21 protein-coding genes are annotated in these 20622 nt (G+C 39.3%); 16 read left to right on the top strand and 5 right to left on the bottom strand.

Annotated features, from left to right (window positions below; translation table 11 throughout):
• Positions 1–143: 143 nt before the first annotated feature.
• A complete protein-coding gene (recF, locus tag D8785_RS05170) occupies positions 144–1232 on the bottom strand; it encodes a DNA replication/repair protein RecF (RefSeq protein ID WP_125374707.1) in 1089 nt (362 codons plus the stop codon).
• Position 1233: 1 nt separating this feature from the next.
• On the bottom strand, positions 1234–1605 hold the full coding sequence (yaaA, locus tag D8785_RS05165) for a S4 domain-containing protein YaaA (protein WP_125374706.1): 372 nt from the start codon (positions 1603–1605) through the stop codon (positions 1234–1236).
• A gap of 152 nt (positions 1606–1757) precedes the next feature.
• On the opposite strand from yaaA, the gene yfmF reads away from it, so the two are divergent.
• The 7 genes from yfmF to D8785_RS05130 all read left to right on the top strand — a co-directional run bounded on the left by yfmF (position 1758) and on the right by D8785_RS05130 (position 8179).
• Positions 1758–3008, top strand: coding sequence for an EF-P 5-aminopentanol modification-associated protein YfmF (gene yfmF, locus D8785_RS05160; protein WP_125374705.1), 1251 nt, complete (start codon positions 1758–1760; stop codon positions 3006–3008).
• Positions 3005–4291 (top strand): EF-P 5-aminopentanol modification-associated protein YfmH, encoded by a 1287-nt coding sequence (yfmH, locus tag D8785_RS05155; RefSeq protein WP_125374704.1) that lies wholly within the window; start codon positions 3005–3007, stop codon positions 4289–4291. The genes yfmF and yfmH overlap by 4 nt, the downstream gene beginning before the upstream one ends.
• Before the next feature lie 96 nt (positions 4292–4387).
• The gene (gene pgsA / locus D8785_RS05150; protein WP_125374703.1) at positions 4388–4927 is read left to right on the top strand and encodes a CDP-diacylglycerol--glycerol-3-phosphate 3-phosphatidyltransferase; all 540 of its coding nucleotides are present in this window, start codon (positions 4388–4390) and stop codon (positions 4925–4927) included.
• Positions 4928–5755 carry an energy-coupling factor ABC transporter ATP-binding protein gene (locus D8785_RS05145; protein ID WP_125374702.1) on the top strand — a complete coding sequence of 276 codons (828 nt, stop codon included), beginning with the start codon at positions 4928–4930 and terminating at the stop codon, positions 5753–5755.
• Positions 5740–6582, top strand: a complete 843-nt coding sequence (locus tag D8785_RS05140; protein WP_125374701.1) for an energy-coupling factor transporter ATPase — start codon at positions 5740–5742, stop codon at positions 6580–6582. Before D8785_RS05145 ends, D8785_RS05140 begins: the two co-directional genes overlap by 16 nt.
• Positions 6575–7369, top strand: coding sequence for an energy-coupling factor transporter transmembrane component T family protein (locus D8785_RS05135; protein WP_125374700.1), 795 nt, complete (start codon positions 6575–6577; stop codon positions 7367–7369). The genes D8785_RS05140 and D8785_RS05135 overlap by 8 nt, the downstream gene beginning before the upstream one ends.
• 171 nt (positions 7370–7540) lie before the next feature.
• Positions 7541–8179 (top strand): LysM peptidoglycan-binding domain-containing protein, encoded by a 639-nt coding sequence (locus D8785_RS05130; protein WP_125374699.1) that lies wholly within the window; start codon positions 7541–7543, stop codon positions 8177–8179.
• Between the two features lie 164 nt (positions 8180–8343).
• Here the strand turns inward: D8785_RS05130 and D8785_RS05125 are convergent, their stop codons facing one another.
• Genes D8785_RS05125 through sdaAB form a run of 3 tightly spaced genes read right to left on the bottom strand, consistent with a single transcriptional unit; the run spans position 8344 to position 10527 of the window.
• Positions 8344–8970, bottom strand: a complete 627-nt coding sequence (locus tag D8785_RS05125; protein ID WP_125374698.1) for an HAD hydrolase-like protein — start codon at positions 8968–8970, stop codon at positions 8344–8346.
• 3 nt (positions 8971–8973) lie between these two features.
• Entirely contained in the window at positions 8974–9846 is an 873-nt protein-coding gene (sdaAA, locus tag D8785_RS05120) for an L-serine ammonia-lyase, iron-sulfur-dependent, subunit alpha (protein WP_125374697.1), read from the bottom strand.
• A 9-nt stretch (positions 9847–9855) separates the two neighbouring features.
• Entirely contained in the window at positions 9856–10527 is a 672-nt protein-coding gene (gene sdaAB, locus D8785_RS05115; protein WP_023024775.1) for an L-serine ammonia-lyase, iron-sulfur-dependent subunit beta, read from the bottom strand.
• Positions 10528–10757: 230 nt separating this feature from the next.
• Here sdaAB and apf point away from each other — a divergent pair, with 230 nt between their 5' ends.
• The 9 genes from apf (at position 10758) to rpsD (ending at position 20600) form a co-directional block, all read left to right on the top strand.
• Entirely contained in the window at positions 10758–11270 is a 513-nt protein-coding gene (gene apf, locus D8785_RS05110; RefSeq protein WP_125374696.1) for an aggregation-promoting factor, read from the top strand.
• 202 nt (positions 11271–11472) lie between these two features.
• Entirely contained in the window at positions 11473–12594 is a 1122-nt protein-coding gene (mnmA, locus tag D8785_RS05105) for a tRNA 2-thiouridine(34) synthase MnmA (protein ID WP_125374695.1), read from the top strand.
• Between the two features lie 137 nt (positions 12595–12731).
• Positions 12732–13187, top strand: coding sequence for an NUDIX hydrolase (locus D8785_RS05100; RefSeq protein ID WP_125374694.1), 456 nt, complete (start codon positions 12732–12734; stop codon positions 13185–13187).
• An 8-nt stretch (positions 13188–13195) separates the two neighbouring features.
• Positions 13196–15109 carry a tRNA uridine-5-carboxymethylaminomethyl(34) synthesis enzyme MnmG gene (gene mnmG / locus D8785_RS05095; protein WP_125374693.1) on the top strand — a complete coding sequence of 638 codons (1914 nt, stop codon included), beginning with the start codon at positions 13196–13198 and terminating at the stop codon, positions 15107–15109.
• 214 nt (positions 15110–15323) lie between these two features.
• Positions 15324–17300: a DHH family phosphoesterase gene (locus D8785_RS05090; protein WP_398575132.1), complete on the top strand. Its 1977-nt coding sequence runs from the start codon at positions 15324–15326 to the stop codon at positions 17298–17300.
• A complete protein-coding gene (gene rplI / locus D8785_RS05085) occupies positions 17297–17749 on the top strand; it encodes a 50S ribosomal protein L9 (protein ID WP_125374691.1) in 453 nt (150 codons plus the stop codon). The genes D8785_RS05090 and rplI overlap by 4 nt, the downstream gene beginning before the upstream one ends.
• A gap of 24 nt (positions 17750–17773) precedes the next feature.
• Positions 17774–19129, top strand: coding sequence for a replicative DNA helicase (gene dnaB / locus D8785_RS05080; protein ID WP_061564521.1), 1356 nt, complete (start codon positions 17774–17776; stop codon positions 19127–19129).
• A gap of 3 nt (positions 19130–19132) precedes the next feature.
• Entirely contained in the window at positions 19133–19405 is a 273-nt protein-coding gene (locus D8785_RS05075; RefSeq protein ID WP_006595358.1) for a Veg family protein, read from the top strand.
• A gap of 583 nt (positions 19406–19988) precedes the next feature.
• On the top strand, positions 19989–20600 hold the full coding sequence (rpsD, locus tag D8785_RS05070; protein ID WP_003009175.1) for a 30S ribosomal protein S4: 612 nt from the start codon (positions 19989–19991) through the stop codon (positions 20598–20600).
• Positions 20601–20622 lie beyond the last annotated feature (22 nt).

Genomic DNA, 20622 nt, shown 5'->3' with positions numbered 1-20622 from the left:
CGCTGATTTCATCAGCTTTTATAGCCCTACTCAACTGTGCGGAGGTGGGACGACGAAATCGAATTCTAACGAATGACCGATTTCTGTCCCACTCTCTTTTGTTGTGTCAAAAAGATGTAAATTGAAATTGACAATGCTGTTAATTATTCGTCAATTTGACCTGAGTGAATATTGAAGATTTTTAAGTCTTCAGGCAAGTCTTTTAGGTGATCTAGGGTTGTAGTTGTAATAAATGTTTGGATGTCACGAGAGATAACTTCTAGTAAATGTAGTTGACGATTATTGTCAAGTTCACTCATGACATCATCTAAGAGTAAAATAGGCTTTTCATTCGTCAAGGATTCAATCAATGAAATCTCTGCCAGTTTTAATGAAAGAACAACACTGCGGTGCTGACCTTGGCTACCAAAAGTCGCATTCATGTCATTGATGTAAAAACTAATGTCATCTCGGTGAGGACCGACACTGGTTGTTTTTTTGATAAGATCCTTGGTCCGATTTTCTCGAAGCAAGGTGAGAAAGGATTGGCGAAGCGTTTGTTCATCTTGAAAAGGAATGGAGGAATCATACCGAATGGTGAGTTTTTCGGCTTGATTGGAAATTTCAAAATGTTTTTCCTTGCCAAAGTTTTCCAATTTTTTAAGAAAATCTTTCCGATGGATGCAGACTCGGCTACCATAATCTGCTAATTGTTCATCTAATACATCTAAAAAGGTTGGATCTACTGTGTTCGCCGTCTTTAAGTAACTGTTTCGCTGCTTTAAAACATGATGATAGGCTGTTAAATCCGATAGATAAACGGGTTTCATCTGACCTAAATCAATATCAATAAACTTGCGACGAAGAGCAGGTGATCCTTTAACGAGTTGTAAATCCTCTGGAGCAAAGAGAACCACATTCATGTTACCGATATATGTTGATAACTTGCTTTGTTTTAAGTGGTTCACTTTAGTGACTCTTCCTTTTGAGGATAAGGAAATTTCTAGAGGGATAGAGCCGGTCTTTTTTTCTACCACTCCTGAAACGGTAAATTGTTCCTCTTGAAAATGAATTAAATCTTTATCGGAACGAGTCCGATGGCTGCGGGTCAAGGCTAAAAAGTAGATGGACTCAAGGAGATTGGTTTTGCCTTGAGCATTTTGGCCTAAGAAAATATTCAAACCAGAGTGGAATTGGAGATCTACTTCTTTATAATTTCGAAATTTCTGAATATGTATGGATTTAAGCCACATATTATGTCCCTGGGAAACGAACGGGTTTCCGTTTGTTTTCCTCTTTTTTTGGTTTTGTATCTCTTTTTTGTTTCTGTTCTTTGTTTAATTTCTTCACCAATTGAGCAACGCGTTCTTTTTCTAGCTTGTCCGCTTGGTAGTCTTCCATTTCTTCTGGACTTGGTTGTGCAATCGTTATGATTTCCTTATCACCAATGACTTCGATACTATCTCCTACTCGTAATTTACGTCCTCTTCTGGTTTCCACTTCTCCATTGACCTCTACTTGATTTTCCAGTAAAAAGGCTTTGATAGCTCCACCGCTTTGGATGATTCCCAGTTCTTTAAATAGGGCTTGTAGTGTGATAAATTCATCAAAAAGTTTATAATTCATAGTTCACCTCAATGATTGTTATTATACCATAAAAGGATGAAAAACCTAAGATAGGGCGAGTCAGTGTAAACGTTTTTTAATCTGTCTAGGAAAGATTTTACTGGGATTTCGTGATATAATGAAGAGTAATATTTGTTAGAACGAGGATAACGATGGAATTAGTTACTGGTGTTCGAATCCATTTTATAAAATCAGAAAAATTTAAGACCAATGAGATAAAAGTACGATTCTCGGCCCCCCTTTCTGAAGAAACAATAGCAGGACGGGTTCTAGCCTCACGCATGATAGAAACAGCCAATCAACTTTACCCAACTTCTCAGCAATTTAGAGAACAGTTGGCGAACTTGTATGGAGCCAATTTTTCTACTTCTGTTTCCAAACGTGGCCAAACACACTACATTGATATTAATTTATCCTATGTCCGTGATGCTTTTTTGAGCAAGAAAAATGTCTTGACAGATCAGATGTTGGATCTATTAAAGGTATCTCTTAATGCTCCTCTTGCAGAAAATGGATGCTTTCATTCAGAAACTTTTTTAGTAGAGAAAAAAAATCTTATCACAGAACTAGAAGCAGAAATTGAAAATCATTTTTATTATGCTCACCAACAATTGAATCGGTTGTTTTATGATCAAGCTGACATGAAACTAAGTAAGTATGGAAGTGTCCAGCAGATTCAGAATGAGGATGAAAAGTCAGCTTATCAAGCATTTCAAGAAATGCTTCAAACAAATCTGATTGACTTTTTCTTTATGGGGGATTTCAATGAACTAGCGGTCATTGAAAAGATCAGTAACTTTGGTTTACAACCTCGTAAATCTAATGTCAACCTTTTTTATACACAATCTTTCTCAAATATTGTCAGAGAAGGACTGGAACAGCGAGAGACTCATCAATCTATTTTAGAATTAGGTTATCACTTTCCTGTTCAGTATGGGGAGAAAGAGCATTTTGCTTTAATTGTTTTAAATGGTTTACTGGGGGCTTTCTCTCACTCAAAATTGTTTACAGTCATTCGAGAAAAAGAAGGGTTGGCTTATACTATCTCCAGCCATTTTGATATTTTTTCTCATTTTATGCGTATCTATGCAGGGATTGATAGAAAAAATAGAACCCGTACGATGACTCTGATGAGTCGTCAAGTGAGTGACTTGAAGAGAGGGAAGTTTACCAGTGAAGAGTTGCGCTTGACAAAAGAAATGATAATAAATGCTGTAAAATTATCGCAGGATCGACCTGGCACCTTGATTGAAAGAGCTTATCTAAAATCCACTTTAGGAAAACAGTTCTTGTCAATTGATGATTGGATTCAAGCCATTCAACTGGTGACGAAAGATGAAATTATGGCTGTTGCCAAATCACTCAAATTACAAGCGGTCTATTTTATGGAAGGAAGAGAATGATAAAGAAAGATTTGGAGAAAATAGAGTATCCAGCTGTTGGAGAATGTGTTTATCAGACAACTCTCCAAAATGGATTGAAGTTATATTTAATTCCAAAAACGGATTTTAATGAAAGCTATGCAATCATTTCTACTAAATTTGGTTCAGTTGACACAAAATTTACAATGGATGGAATAGAAGGTGTAAAAGAATTTCCAGCAGGAATTGCACATTTTCTTGAACATAAATTATTTGAAGATAAAGACGGTCAAGATTATTTACAACATTTTGTACGGTTGGGAGCTGAAAGTAATGCCTTTACTAGCTTTACACAGACCAGTTATCTTTTTTCGACTACCTCGTATGTCAATGAAAGTCTGAGATTGTTACTGGAGATGACACAATCTCTTCATCTATCAAAGGATTCTCTAAAGAAGGAACGATCGATTATTCAACAAGAAATCGAAATGTATCAAGATAGTCCTGACTACCAATTATTCTTTAGGGCGCTGGCGAATCTCTATCCAGATACACCCTTGGCCCAAGATATTGCAGGTACGACAGTTTCTCTCTCTCAAATTGATGAAGAGAGTTTACAGGAAAATTTCGATTTATTCTACCAACCATCCAATATGCAATTAGTGGTTGTCGGAAATTTTGAACTTGACAGCCTTGTTAACCTTGTTTCTGAATTTGAGATGAAGGCTTCTTCAAATCCTCTTCCTCACATTTCACCTGTAGACTTAAATCCGGTTGTTCAAAATGAGACAAGTCGGATGGAAGTTGCTTCACCAAAATTAGCAATTGGAATTCGTGGAAGAAATCAAATTTCTCCTCTTTACCAGTATCGCTATAAGATTATCCTAAAATTATTGTTTGCAATGATGTTTGGGTGGACATCCAAGCGATTTCAGTCGCTTTATGAAGTTGGTAAACTTGACAACTCCTTGACACTCGAAATTGAAGTAGAATCTTCGTTTCACTTTGTGATGTTAACGATGGACACTTCTGAACCTGTCAGTATATCCCATCAGTTCAGAACAGCCATAAAAAATTTTGAGAAAGATCCCGATGTGACCCAAGAGCATTTGGATACGATTAAAAGCGAAATGTTTGGTGATTTTTTACATGGTTTGAATTCCTTGGATTATATCGCCACTCAATTTAATCCAATTGAAACGGGTGAAAATCTATTTGACCTTCCAAAAATTTTACAAAGTATATCTTTACAAGACGTTGTAAAGGTTGGGCGAGATTTTGTCAACGCTTGTGACATGACGGACTTTATTATTTTTCCTAAGTAATAGGGATAGAATGGAATAATGATTTTGTCGAATTAAATCGAGGTCGATTTTGTCAACTAGATGTAAACTATTATGTAAACTAGTAAGGAGACTAGAATGAAAAAAGAAAATATTCCTAATGCCTTAACACTGATTCGAATTGTGTTTATTCCCATTTTTATTGTGATGCTAATATTTGGCAAAAGTTATGTCTGGCATGTGGCAGCAGCTATCGTATTTGCGGTTGCAAGTATTACCGATTATTTAGACGGTTATCTGGCTCGTAAATGGAACGTTGTGAGTAACTTTGGGAAATTTGCGGATCCTATGGCTGATAAGCTTCTTGTCATGTCTGCCTTTATTATGATGATTGAATTAAAGATGGTTCCGGCTTGGATTACTGCAGTTATTATTTGCCGTGAATTAGCTGTTACTGGCCTCCGTCTGTTATTGGTTGAAACAGGAGGAGTTGTTTTGCCAGCAGCTATGCCTGGGAAAATTAAAACCTTCTCACAAATGTTTGCCATTATTTTCCTTCTCTTTCATTGGGATTTATTGGGCCAACTAACGCTTTATGTTGCGCTAATCTTTACAGTCTACTCTGGATATGAATACTTTAAAGGCAGTGCCTACCTCTTTAAAGATACCTTTAGATAAATGAATAATATTATAGAAGTTCGAAATCTTATATTTAAATACCAAAAAACAGATGAGCACCATCAGTTAAATGATATTTCGTTTCACGTGAAACATGGTGAATGGTTATCCATTATCGGACATAACGGAAGTGGTAAATCAACAGTGGTTCGTTTGATTGATGGTTTGTTGGAACCCGAATCGGGTGAAATCTATATCTCTGGAGATTTGCTAACTCCTGAAAACGTTTGGGAAAAACGTAGTGAGATTGGTATGGTTTTTCAGAATCCAGATAACCAATTTGTTGGAGCTACAGTAGAAGATGATGTGGCGTTTGGATTGGAAAATCAAGGGATTCCAAGAGATGAAATGGTTCGACGAGTAGATGAAGCTTTGAAGATGGTTCGCATGGATGAGTTTAAGGATCGTGAACCAGCTAGGTTATCCGGTGGACAAAAGCAACGGGTGGCGATTGCAGGAATCATTGCTTTACGACCTAAAATTATCATTTTAGATGAAGCGACCAGTATGTTGGACCCTGAAGGGCGCTTGGAACTGATTCGGACGGTTCGAGAAGTCAAACAACGATACGGTTTAACGGTTATTTCTATTACCCATGATTTAGAGGAAGTTTCCCTAAGTGATCGAGTTATTCTCTTTGAAAAAGGGAAAGCGACCTTGGATCTGACTCCAAGAGAACTCTTTTCTAGAGATGATTTAGATGAAATTGGACTAGAGGAACCTTTCGCGAATCGATTGCGAAGCATGTTACATCAAAAAGGTTTTCCAGTAGGAGAAACCTATCAGACTGAAGGAGAGCTAGAAAAACTATTATGGGAATTGCTTTAAAACAGCTTAGTTATACCTATCAAGAAGGAACTCCATTTGAAGGTGCAGCTCTTTTTGATGTGAATATGGAAATCCCAAGCGGTTCTTATACAGCTCTAATTGGGCATACTGGAAGTGGAAAATCAACCATTCTCCAATTATTAAATGGTCTACTTTTACCCAGTCGAGGGGAAGTGCAAATGAATGATTTACAGATTGATTCTGAGTCCTCTCAAAAAGAGCTAAAGAACCTTCGGAAGAAAGTTGGTCTTGTCTTTCAATTTCCAGAAAGCCAACTCTTTGCTGAGACTGTGGTAAAAGATGTCGCTTTTGGTCCTCAAAATTTTGGAGTAGACCAAGAGTCAGCTGAAAGTATTGCCAAGGAGAAATTGAGTTTAGTCGGTCTTTCTGAAGAGTTGTTTGAACGGAGTCCCTTTGAATTATCTGGAGGACAAATGAGACGGGTTGCGATTGCAGGCATTTTAGCGATGGAACCTGAAATTTTGGTACTGGATGAGCCGACAGCTGGCTTGGATCCCTCAGGCAGACGGGAATTAATGAAGCTATTTGCGTCACTTCATCAAGCTGGCATGACCATCGTTCTTGTTAGTCATTCTATGGAAGATGTGGCAGAATACGCAAATCTTGTTTATGTTTTGGAAAAAGGACGAATTGTGAGGTCTGGGCACCCAAGGGACGTATTTCAGGATGTAGAAGGGTTAGAAAATATTCAATTAGGTGTACCTAAAGTGACGAAATTTGCTTGGCGTTTACGTCAAAAAGGACTATCTTTGCCAATTTTACCAATCACTTTACAGGAGTTTAAGGAGTTAATTGGACATGAATAGTATGATTTTAGGACGATATGTACCAGGTAATTCCATTCTCCATCGTATGGATCCAAGAGCAAAGTTACTGGGACTTTTCTTATTAATTGTTATTTTGTTTTGGGCTAATAATGTGGTGACGAATGTTCTGTTATTTTTATTGGCCCTTGCTTTGATTTTGATTGCTAAGATCCCCTTCCGTTTTTTTATTAATGGCTTGAAGTCTATGGTCTTTATTATCGCATTCACCACACTCTTTCAGTTGTTTGCGACGACTGGCGGTAAGACTTTATTTCAATTTTATTTTTTGACTGTAACGGATAAAGGTCTTGCGCAAGCTGGTGTGATCTTTTGTCGTTTTATTCTCATTGTTGTATTTTCAACGATTTTAACGCTGACAACCACACCCTTAAGCTTAGCAGATGCAGTAGAAAAGCTGTTAACTCCTTTTAAAATGATCAAAGTACCTGCTCATGAAATTGGGCTCATGTTGTCTATGAGCCTCCGTTTTGTCCCCACTCTGATGGATGATACAATTCGCATTATGAATGCACAGAGAGCTAGAGGGGTTGATTTTGGAGAAGGAAATCTCCTTCAAAAGATTCGCTCTTTTATACCGATTTTAATTCCCTTGTTTGCATCAAGTTTTAAACGTGCAGATGCTCTTGCAATTGCCATGGAGGCAAGAGGTTATAAAAGTGGAGAGGGAAGAAGCCGATACAGACAGTTAAAATGGCAAGCCATAGATAGTATAGCTATTCTATCTATAGTGGCAGTTGGTGCTCTCATTTTTTGGTTGAAATATTAGAATACCACCACTACATATAGGGGATTTTTTCTAAAAAGATGAAGAAAAACGCTATTTATAGCGTTTTTTGCATGAAAAATACATGTTTTTGTAACCTTTGTAACATAAAATATAACTAACTGTAACATTTAATGTGTAAGATAGTATTATGTTCGAAAGGAGAATGTATTGATGAACACAAAAAAGGTCCAATGGACATTAACTTCTATTATCTCAGTTCTTTCACTTTTTGTTACTGGTGTGGTAGTGAATGCTGAAACATACGAAGTAAAAAATGGTGATACTTTATCAGAAATTGCGATTAAGAATAACACTACTATCGAAAAGCTTGTTGAATTGAATCAAATCAGCAATCAAGATTTGATCCATGCTGGTCAAATTATTGAGTTGGGTGAACGTTCAAACTCATTGATCAACAAAGTAAATACTGCCACAGTAAGTCAAGAACCAGCAGCTGGATCTTCTACAAATCAAGTAGCAGCAGAAACAACTACTACTGCGACTTATAATGCGGCACCAGTTGTTACGAATTCTGGAAATGGGATTGTACTTGCTAATGGAAATACTGCTGGAGAGACTGGATCCTATGCAGCGGCTCGAATGGCTGAATTAACAGGTGTTCCTGCATCAACTTGGGAAGCAATCATTGCTCGCGAATCAAATGGTCAAGTGAACGCAGCCAACCCGTCTGGGGCTAGTGGTCTTTTCCAAACAATGCCAGGTTGGGGTTCAACTGCTACAGTTGACGATCAAATTCAAGCAGCTTATAATGCCTATTCAAACCAAGGACTTTCAGCTTGGGGATACTAAAAAAGAGGGGAAACCCTCTTTTTATTTTGTTTCTTATCTTGACAAGTGTGGGAAAGAATTGTAAAGAGGTACGATAGTATTCGTCAACGTTGATGACCGATGTGTACTCTTACCCTAGCGTTATTTCATACATAAAGAGGTTTACAAAATTGTAAACCTCTTTATCAACTTAAATAAGTGAGTAAATCTAGGGGAGAGTCTATGATGGTATCAGGAGTTTCCTCTTTTAATTGATTTAGAGGTGCAAAACCCCAACTGACTGCAATTGTATGAATGCCAATGGTTTTTCCTCCAATGATATCAAATTTAGTATCCCCAACGATACAAGCCTCACCTTTTGGAATTTCATGATCCAACAGTACACGCTGAATGATATCAGCTTTGTGCATGGAACCTGGGATAGAACCATAAATCCCTTCAAAGTAATCACCAATTCCTAGTGAATGGGCTATTTCGAGGCTCACTTCCTGATTCTTAGAGGTGGTGATGAATAAGTGGTAATCCAATTCCTTCAATTGATGAAGGAGTTCTTTGATACCTGGGTAGAGATGGGTTTGCTGTTGGCCGGTTTCTTTGTAATAGGTACGATAGATTTCTACAGCTTTTGTGACAAGTTCTTTTGGAACATGGTTTGTAAATGTAACCTCGAGTGGAGGGCCCATAAAGGTTCGAATCGTTTTTTTATCAGGTGCAGGAACCCCCAGCAGGTTAAAAGTGTGTAGAAAGGTGGTCTCAATACCTTCGGAACTATCGACTAAGGTCCCATCCAAGTCGAAAAATATATACTTCATAGATTACTCTCCGAAAATTTCTTGTTGTAGTCGTTTCCCAGTTGGAGTAGTTGCCAGACCACCTTCAGCCGTTTCTCTAAAGGCAGTTGGTAGGCTTGATCCGACCTGATACATAGCATCGATGACTTCATCAACAGGGATTTTGGATTCAATTCCTGCCAGAGCCATATCCGCTGCAATATATGCATAACTCGCTCCCATAGCGTTTCGTTTGACACAAGGAACCTCAACTAGTCCTGCAACAGGATCACAAATCAGGCCTAGCATATTTTTGATGACGAAACAAATAGCTTGGCTAGCTTGGTAGGGACTGCCTCCCGCTGCTAGCGTTAAAGCTGCTGCACTCATAGCAGATGCTGACCCAACCTCTGCTTGACAGCCTCCCTCAGCTCCAGAAATCGATGCATTGTTGGCAATCACCAGTCCAAAGGCTCCAGCCGCTAATAAGAATTCCAATTGTTGGTGTTTATCTAAATGGAGTTTCTCGATGGCTGAAGTAAGAACAGCAGGTAGGCAACCAGCTGATCCAGCAGTTGGAGTAGCACAGACCAAGCCCATTTTTGCATTGTGTTCGTTGACAGCGATAGCATTTTTGGCAGCAGTTAGGACAGTATAGTCAGAGAGGGCTTTTCCAGATTGAATATAGCGATCTAGTTTTGCAGCATCTCCTCCTGTCAAGCCACTTCGAGAAAGCTGATCATTGAGGCCTAAGTGGACAGATTCTTTCATCACCTCAAGATTACGTGTCATAAGAGTCAGAACCTCTTCTCGATCACGGCCAGTTAGTTCAAACTCGGTTGCAATCATTAATTCTGCGACATTTCCTTCATAATGGAGGGTCGCTTGCTCAACTAGTTCGGTAATTGAATAAAACATGGGGTCTCCTTATTGAAAGAAATTCACATTGTGTAAATGGGGAATTTGACGGATTAACTCAATGGCTTCATCACAATTTCGAGAATCTACCTCAATGATCATGATAGCTTTTTCGCCGGCTTTTTCGCGGGTTACATTCATTTGGGCAATATTGATATCATAACGGGAAAGGGCTTCTGTAACATGGGCAATCATCCCAGGAACATCTTGGTGAACGATAATAATAGTTGGGGTGTTCATGTTCAGTGAAATTGCGAAACCATTTAATTCAGTTACCTGAATATTTCCCCCACCAATGGAAATTCCTGTGACGGAGATGGTTTTATGCTCATTTTTTACCGTGATGGTCGTCGTATTTGGATGAGGAGCATTGCTCTCCTTTTGAATAGACCAGACGATTCGAATTCCTCTTTCATGAGCAATTTCAAGACTATTGGGGATTCTTGGATCATCTGTGTCCATACCTAAAATACCAGCTACAAGGGCCAAATCTGTCCCATGGCCGCGATAGGTTTTGGCAAAGGAATTAAACAACTGAAATTCAACTTCTGTCGGATCCTCTCCAAAAATTGAAGAGACAATTTTTCCAATACGAACAGCTCCAGCAGTGTGGCTACTAGAAGGTCCAATCATAACCGGTCCAATAATATCAAATACGGATTGGAATTTAAGCGAATTCATCAGTCAGCTCCTTAGGGTTTCTTTTCTTTCATTATAACAAATCTAGGGCATGTTTTCTTCTATTTAAGAGGGAAATTTTGTTTTAACCTTAAAAGATACTTAAAACTAGTTTATTTGAGGTAATATTTATTCTCGCTAACACATGTTTGAAACATTTGACGTATTTTCATAAAATTTCTGAAACATTTCTTCTGTAAGATAGAGAACATACAGAAAAGGAGTGTAAAACCATGAATAAAAAAATGTTTGTAAAACGTGTTATCGGACTTAGCTTATTATCAGGAATGTTAATTCCCGTTCTCGCCAGTGCAGAATCTTACACTGTAAAGTCTGGGGATACCTTATCAGCTATCGCTAAGGAGAAGAATACGACAGTTGATGCCATTGCTCAGAAAAATAAGATTAGCAATGTCAACCTCATTACAGTTGGTCAAGTTTTAGAGATTGAAGATGACAAGGCAACAACTAATACTACAGAGCAAGCAACCACTACGTTATCTGCTTCAGATGGCTTGAGTGCTGAAGATGCAGCAGCTAAAGAATGGATTGCTCAGAAAGAATCAAGTGGCAGTTATACAGCTCAAAACGGGCAATATTATGGTCGTTACCAGTTATCCCTTTCTTATTTAAACGGTGATTTATCCGAAGCAAATCAGGAGAAAGTAGCCAATCAATACGTTGTTAACCGCTATGGATCATGGTCTGCAGCTAAAAACTTCTGGTTGGCTAATGGCTGGTATTAAAGTAGATGAAAGAGTTCAGCAATTGGACTCTTTTTTGATTTACAGAGCTGTAAACGTAAATAGAATAGCTAATCAGAAGAATGGCAAGATGCTTGTTTTCTACTATAAAGCGTGTTACAATTGATAATGCTCAAAACGACCTTCAATCGTTGAAGCAAACCACGACCTTCAATCGTGAGAAACGAAAAGATGGGAGAAACCTATGAGTGATAACTCGAACACACGTGTTGTTGTTGGAATGAGTGGCGGTGTCGATTCATCTGTAACGGCTTTGTTGTTAAAGCAACAGGGTTACGATGTCATTGGCATCTTCATGAAAAACTGGGACGACACAGACGAAAATGGGGTCTGTACAGCTACGGAAGACTACAAGGATGTAGCAGCAGTCGCAGACCAAATTGGCATTCCTTACTATTCTGTCAACTTTGAGAAAGAATACTGGGATCGCGTCTTTGAATACTTCCTTGCAGAATACCGTGCAGGCCGTACACCAAATCCGGATGTCATGTGTAACAAGGAGATCAAATTTAAGGCCTTCTTAGATTATGCCATGACTCTCGGTGCCGATTATGTAGCGACAGGGCATTATGCGCGCGTGGCGCGAGATGAGGACGGCATTGTTCATATGCTACGTGGCGTTGACAATGGGAAGGATCAAACTTATTTCTTAAGCCAATTGTCTCAAGAGCAACTTCAAAAAACCATGTTCCCATTGGGACATTTGGAAAAGCCTGAGGTTCGCCGTTTGGCAGAAGAGGCTGGATTGGCAACAGCTAAAAAGAAAGATTCCACTGGGATCTGCTTTATCGGTGAAAAGAATTTTAAAGAGTTTCTCAGTAACTACCTCCCTGCCCAGCCAGGCCGAATGATGACTGTAGATGGACGTGATATGGGCGAACATGCTGGTTTGATGTATTACACAATCGGTCAACGGGGTGGTCTTGGAATTGGTGGTCAACAAGGTGGGGACAATGCCCCATGGTTTGTAGTTGGTAAAGATCTGAGTCAGAATATTCTTTATGTCGGTCAAGGCTTCTATCATGAAGCGCTCATGTCAACAAGTTTACAAGCTAGTCAAGTTCACTTTACACGAGAGATGCCGGAAGAGTTTACACTAGAGTGTACAGCCAAGTTCCGCTATCGTCAGCCAGATTCCAAAGTGACGGTTCATGTCAAGGGTGACAAGGCTGAGGTCATTTTTGCAGAACCTCAACGGGCTATTACGCCTGGGCAAGCTGTTGTCTTTTACGATGGCGAAGAGTGTCTCGGTGGTGGTTTGATTGACAATGCCTATCGGGATGGAGAAGTTTGTCAGTATATTTAAATTGACAAATTTGCTCAATTTGCTACAATAATAACAGCAATAGAAATGATGGTCAAAGCTCATGGATGTTGCAGGCTTTTTTGTCCTGCACTTCTCAGAGTTTTGACTATTTTTGTGTCGTTTCGAAAGGAAGTAACATGCAAGAACAGGATTTTCGGACCAAGTTGAATCAGACGGTCTTTGGTGTGAGAGCCACTGCCTTAATTGTAGAAGATGGTCGGTTGTTGGTCATAGAAGATAAGGATGGTTTTTATACAATCGGTGGCGCTCTTGAAGTGAATGAAGCTACAGAAGCTGCTGTTGTTCGAGAAGTAAAAGAAGAACTTGGCGTTGCATCTAGAGCTGGTCAGCTAGCTTTCATTGTTGAAAATCGCTTTAAACAAGCTGGAATCCACTACCATAACATAGAATTTCATTATTTTGTGGACTTGCTAGAAGATGCCCCTTTAGCCATGCAGGAAGATACAAAGTCCTTACCTTGCCGGTGGCTTGCTTTAGATGCCTTATCTAGTGTTGATCTGAAGCCGGCATTTCTAAAAACGGCCTTACCAGAATGGGACGGACAATTACGACATATTAAACTGGAGGAATAGGAGAAAAGATGACTTATAATTTTATAGAAGAATACGATATTATTGTAATCGGAGCGGGGCATGCGGGTGTAGAAGCTTCGCTTGCTGCGAGCCGCATGGGTTGTAAAGTTCTACTTGCAACCATCAATATAGAAATGTTGGCGTTTTTGCCATGTAATCCTTCGATTGGTGGTTCTGCAAAAGGGATTGTGGTCCGTGAGGTAGATGCCCTCGGTGGAGAGATGGCTAAGAATATTGACAAGTCCTACATTCAAATGAAGATGTTGAATACAGGAAAGGGGCCAGCAGTCCGTGCGCTTCGTGCCCAAGCGGATAAGGAACTTTATTCTAAGGAAATGCGCAAGACGGTTGAGAACCAAGAAAACTTGACCCTTCGCCAGTCAGTTATTGATGAGATCATCGTCGAAGATGGAAAGGTCAGAGGAGTTGTAACAGCGACCCACCAAGCCTATGGAGCTAAGGCTGTTATTGTCACGACAGGAACAGCTCTCAGAGGAGAAATTATTATTGGAGATCTCAAGTATTCGTCAGGACCAAATCACAGCCTTGCTTCGATTAAACTAGCAGATAATTTAAGAGACCTGGGCCTTGAAATTGGTCGTTTCAAAACAGGGACGCCACCTCGTGTAAAGGCATCGTCAATCAATTATGAGGAAACAGAAATTCAACCTGGTGATGAAAATCCAAATCACTTTTCTTACAATTCACGAGACGAGGACTATCTAAAGGATCAAATCCCTTGTTGGTTAACCTATACCAATAGTCAAAGCCATGAGATCATCAACAGTAATTTACACCGGGCTCCGATGTTTACAGGTGTTGTAAAGGGCGTAGGGCCTCGTTATTGTCCATCCATTGAAGATAAGATTGTTCGCTTTGCTGACAAGGAACGTCACCAGCTTTTCCTAGAGCCAGAAGGACGCAATACAGAAGAAGTATATGTCCAAGGTTTGTCAACAAGTTTACCAGAAGATGTGCAAAGAGAACTAGTTCATTCAATCAAGGGGCTAGAAAATGCTGAGATGATGCGTACCGGTTATGCAATTGAGTATGATATGGTTCTTCCACATCAGTTACGGGCAACTTTAGAAACAAAGAAAATATCAGGTCTCTTTACAGCGGGCCAAACGAATGGAACATCTGGATATGAGGAAGCTGCTGGCCAAGGAATTGTGGCAGGGATTAATGCGGCTCTGAAAATTCAAGGAAAGCCAGAACTCATTTTGAAACGAAGCGACGGCTATATCGGGGTCATGATTGATGATTTGGTGACTAAAGGAACAGTCGAGCCCTATCGTTTGTTAACCAGTCGTGCTGAGTATCGCTTGATTCTACGTCATGATAACGCAGATATGCGCTTGACAGAAATTGGGCGCGAGGTTGGTTTGGTTGACGATGAACGTTGGCAACGTTTTGAAACCAAGAAGTATCAGTTTGAAAACGAGATGAAACGTCTTGACAGTATCAAGTTAAAACCTGTAAAGGAAACCAATGAAAAAGTCACAGCACTTGGCTTCAAACCATTAACAGATGCAGTCACTGCCAAAGAATTTTTACGTCGACCAGAGGTATCCTATCAAGATGTTGTCAACTTTATCGGACCAGCTGCTGAAGAGTTAGATGATAAGATCATCGAACTGATTGAAACAGAAATTAAGTATGAGGGTTATATCTCAAAAGCTTTAGATCAGGTTGAAAAGATGAAACGAATGGAAGAAAAACGAATTCCTGCCAATATTGACTGGGATGATATTGACTCCATCGCAACAGAAGCTCGTCAGAAGTTCAAACTGATTAATCCAGAGACCATTGGTCAAGCTAGTCGGATTTCAGGTGTCAACCCAGCTGATATTTCTATCTTGATGGTTTATCTTGAAGGCAAGAGCCGGAGTATTTCTAAGAACCAAGAAAAAGAATCCTAACTTGATGAGGATGTAAATAGGTGGAGGAAGTGGCTGAATAGCTACTTCTTTTCTCATTTTATGGTTTATTTACAACGGTGTAAACATCCTTTACAACACTTGACAAGTGAGCGATCAATCCATGATCGATGTCAGCCGTTTGTTTGGCGGAAAGGCTTGACTGGCCTCGCTTTTTCTTATATTTTATGGTATAATGGCCCAACAGAGGTTTATGATGAAAAAATTTCGTATGACTCCTATCCATTATTGTATGGTAGGTTTGTTAGCATTTATTATATTAGCCATCAGTTCCAGATTAATGGGTGGCACAATTGCAAATTTATTTGTGATTCTGTTGATTCTTTCTGGTGTCATCTATCTTTTTCTTCATCAATTAAAGCAAGTAGAGTTAGATGAGTTAGAACAAATTCAATATGTCAATCATCAGGCTGAAAATGGATTGGCCTCGCTACTGGATAAAATGCCAGTTGGTGTGATCAAGGTAAACGGTGAAACCAATGAAGTCGAGTGGTTTAATCCCTATGCGGAGTTGATTTTCTCCACTGAGGATGGACAATTTGATGTGGAATACCTGCAACAAGTTTTGGCAATTCCTTTTGAGGGTAAAGGCCATTACGCAACCATTGGGGATAAAAAATATTCGGTTTATCTGGATTCCCAAGCCAGTGTCGTTTATTTTTTTGATGCTTCAAGCGAGTACGAAGCCAACGTCGGTCTTGTTACCACTAGACCGGTTATCGGGATTATGTCTGTAGACAACTATGATGACTTAGAAGATGTTGTGTCTGATTCAGATATCAGTAGCATCAATGGATTTATTGCAAACTTTGTTGAAGAATTCTCGGAAAAATACCATATGTTTTACCGAAGAGTTGGGATGGATCGTTTTTATCTCTTTACCGACTATACGGTCCTTGAACAATTAATGGAATCCAAATTTTCTATTATTGACCAATTCCGTGAGGAAGCAAAAAATCGTGAATTACCAATTACAGTAAGTATGGGATTCTCATACGGGGACGGCAATCATGATCAAATTGGTAGAGTTGCTTTATCGAATCTAAACTTAGCTGAAGTCCGAGGAGGCGATCAAGCGGTTGTGAAAGAAAGAGAAGAAGGTAAGGATCCTATTTTCTTTGGAGGTGGGACAGCTTCTTCTATCAAGCGCACTCGTACGCGAACTCGTGCTATGATGACAGCTATTTCCGAAAAAATTAAATCGGTTGATCAGGTATTTGTTGTTGGCCACAAAAAATTAGATATGGATGCTTTAGGAGCATCGATTGGGATGCAATTATTTGCAAACAATATCAACGAACGCTCTTATGCAGTTTATGATGATACGTCCATGGCTCAGGATATCGAACGAGCGGTTGAAAAAATTCAATCAGATGGAGCGACTAAACTATTAACGGTTTCAGATGCTTTACGGATGGTAACGGATCAATCCCTTTTGATTATGGTGGACCATTCGAAGACAGCTCTTACGCTTTCAAATGATTTGTATGAGAAGTTTTCCCAAGTTATTGTCATTGATCATCATAGACGGGATGAAGACTTCCCTGAAAATGCCATGATCACTTATATTGAAAGTGGTGCAAGTAGTGCGAGTGAGTTGGTTACTGAATTGCTTCAGTTCCAGAATTCTAAGAAGAACCGCTTGAATAAGATTCAAGCCAGTGTTCTGATGGCAGGTATTATGTTGGATACCAAGAATTTCTCAGTTCGTGTGACAAGTCGTACATTTGATGTAGCTAGTTATTTGAGAAGCAGAGGCAGTGATAGTGTCCTCATCCAGGAAATTTCAGCTATTAACTTCGATGAGTACCGCGAAGTAAATGAATTGATCCTAAATGGTCAAATGGTCTTCCCACATATTATTGTGGCAACGGGAACAGAAGATGTTCCTTATGGAACAGTTACCATTAGTAAAGCAGCGGATAGTATGTTGGCCATGTCCAAAATTGAAGCTACCTTTGTTATTGCTTTGAATGAACAGGGAAGCATTTCCATTTCAGCTCGAAGCAGAAGCAAAGTCAACGTGCAAAAAATTATGGAGCAAATGGGAGGCGGAGGTCATTTTAATTCTGCGGCTTCTCAATTGGAAGGTGCAACAATAGATCAGGTTCGTGCCCAGTTGATTGACTGTATTCAAGAAGAGGTCCAAAAGGATAAGGAGGAAGAAGAATGAAAGTTATCTTTTTAGCAGATGTAAAAGGAAAAGGAAAAAAAGGGGAAATTAAAGAAGTCCCAACAGGTTATGCGCAAAACTTTTTAATTAAAAAGAATTTAGCCAAGGAAGCCAATGCCCAAGCGATTGGGGAGCTTCGTGGTAAGCAAAAATCTGAAGAAAAAGCTCATGCGGAACTAGTCGCAGAAGCGAAAAACATTCAAGCAAAATTAGCAGAAGAGACGACTGTTGTCCAATTTACAGAAAAAATTGGTCCCGATGGACGTACATTTGGTTCTATTACCAATAAAAAAATTGCAGAAGAACTACAAAAACAATTTGGAATTAAAATCGATAAGCGTCACATTCAAGTGACTTCCCCAATTCGCTCTGTTGGCTTGATTGATGTGCCTGTTAAAATTTATCAGGATATTACAGGTGTTATCCAAATTCGAGTAAATGAAGGTTAAGTAAATCGTTAGAAAGGAATGACTATGGCTGAGATAGAAGAATTAAGAACCCAGCCTCAAGATATCCAAGCAGAGCAATCTGTCTTAGGAGCCATCTTTATTGATGAGGGAAAACTGGTTTTTGTTCGTGAGTTTATTGAGCCAGCAGATTTCTTTAAATATGCCCATCGGTTAATTTTTAAGGCCATGATTGACCTTGCAGACAGGGGAGATGCTATTGATGCGACAACAGTTCGCAATATTTTAGATAGTCAAGGGGATTTGCAAAATATCGGTGGTCTCTCTTATCTAGCCGAAGTCATCAACTCTGTTCCAACCTCAGCCAATGCGGAATATTACGCAAAGATCGTTTCTGAAAAAGCGGTTCTGAGACGTTTGATTGCTCGTTTAACGGAGAGCATAAATCAAGCATATGATGGAGCTAGTCCGTCGGATGAGATTATTGCAGGTGCAGAAAAAGCTCTGATTGATGTAAGTGAAAATGCCAATCGGAGTGGTTTCAAGAATATCAAGGACATCTTAAATATCAACTTTGGAAGTCTTGAAACTCGGTCTTTGCAGACAACGGATATTACCGGGATTGCAACGGGATATCGAGATCTTGATCATATGACAACAGGTCTTCATGAAGAAGAGTTGATTATTCTTGCTGCTCGTCCAGCCGTTGGTAAAACTGCCTTTGCTCTTAACATTGCCCAAAATATCGGAACCAAGTTGGATAAAACAGTTGCTATTTTCTCACTGGAAATGGGTGCTGAAAGTTTGGTAGACCGGATGTTGGCAGCAGAGGGCTTGATTGAATCCCATTCTATTCGTACCGGTCAGTTGACAGACGATGAGTGGCGGAAGTATGCAATTGCACAAGGAAATCTAGCCAATGCGAGCATTTATATAGATGATACTCCTGGTATTCGGATTACAGAAATTCGGTCTCGTTCTAGAAAGTTAGCACAAGAAACTGGTAATCTTGGGTTAATCCTCATCGACTACTTGCAGTTGATTACTGGGACTGGACGTGAAAATCGTCAACAGGAAGTCTCAGAAATCTCTCGTCAATTAAAAATTTTGGCGAAAGAGTTAAAGGTTCCCGTCATTGCCCTTAGTCAGCTATCTCGGGGAGTCGAACAACGACAAGACAAACGTCCGGTTCTATCTGATATCCGTGAATCAGGATCCATCGAGCAGGATGCAGATATTGTTGCCTTTCTATATCGAGATGACTACTATGAGCGTGCGGGTGAGGAAGAAGAAGGCCTGCCAAATAATAAGGTTGAAGTCATCATTGAAAAAAACCGTTCGGGAGCGCGTGGAACAGTGGAGTTAATCTTCCAAAAGGAATATAATAAATTCTCCAGCATATCAAAGAGAGTAGAGGAATAATGGATGAGTGATGCATTTACTGATGTAGCAAAAATGAAAAAAATCAAAGAAGAAATCAAGGCTCATGAAGGTCAAATTGTAGAAATGACCTTGGAAAATGGCCGTAAACGTCAAAAAAATAAGTTTGGTCGATTAATTGAAGTCTATCCTTCTTTGTTTATTATTGAATACACAAATGAAAATAGTTTACCTGGTGAACCAGCAACAACCTATGTCGAATCTTATACTTACTCAGATATTTTAACTGAGAAAAATCTGATTCATTACTTAGACTAATTTGGTTAGGGTGAGCTACAAATTTCAACCGTCTCTTCTCGGAGATGGTTTTTTTAATTAAATGATTGTTATAGCCATATAAAGATATTGACAAAGGTGTCAATTTTACAATCAAATCTGTCAATAATAGACAGGCATTCTTTTGAAGAGTCTTCTCATTAATGTTCTTAATCTTGCTACAATAGGGAGATTCGGAAGGGTGTTAAAAACATTATGATTGACTAGTTGTAAAAAAGTTGTAAAGATACGTGTAAACAAAATAAAATTATAGGATAGGGTAGGAAAAACACGATAATCGAAGGCCGAAATTAGCGATTTAGAAAGTCACTAGCTAGAAGCTACCATTTTACTCTTCGGTTATAGAAAGAAATACAAAAAAACGAGAAAGCAACTTTACAAGGACTGGTATTGGTGGTATAATAGAATTTGTGCGAAATGACAGCAGGACAAAATGAAGCTCGTCAACAGGAAGCCAGCTAGAAAAGTAACCTTTGCTGTTTGGGCGAAGGCTTTCTGAACGAATCAGGTTTGTCTAAAACGTTATTTCCTACAAAAAAATTATTTTTATAGGAGGACATTTCAAATGTCACGTTATACAGGACCATCTTGGAAACAATCTCGCCGTCTTGGCTTGTCACTTACAGGTACAGGTAAAGAATTGGCACGTCGTAACTACGTACCAGGTCAACATGGACCAAACAACCGTTCAAAATTGTCAGAATACGGTTTGCAATTAGCTGAAAAACAAAAACTTCGTTTCTCCTACGGACTTGGTGAAAAACAATTCCGTAACTTGTTCGTACAAGCTACTAAGATCAAAGAAGGAACTGTCGGTTTCAACTTCATGCTTCTTTTGGAACGTCGTTTGGATAACGTTGTTTACCGTCTTGGACTTGCGACTACTCGTCGTCAAGCTCGTCAATTCGTTAACCACGGTCACATCCTTGTTGACGGAAAACGCGTTGATATCCCTTCATACCGTGTAACTCCAGGTCAAGTGATCTCAGTTCGCGAAAAATCAGCTAAAGTTCCAGCTATCCTTGAAGCTGTTGAAGCAACTCTTGGACGTCCAGCATTCGTATCATTCGATGCTGAAAAATTGGAAGGTTCATTGACTCGCTTGCCAGAACGCGATGAAATCAATCCAGAAATCAACGAAGCACTTGTCGTTGAATTCTACAACAAAATGCTTTAATTTTAAGAAAAAACTTGCAGAA

The organism is Streptococcus australis, from assembly GCF_003943615.1.
Classification (GTDB): domain Bacteria; phylum Bacillota; class Bacilli; order Lactobacillales; family Streptococcaceae; genus Streptococcus; species Streptococcus australis_C.
Note: the sequence above shows the minus strand (reverse complement) of the source record. Positions and strands in the feature narration are given on the sequence as shown.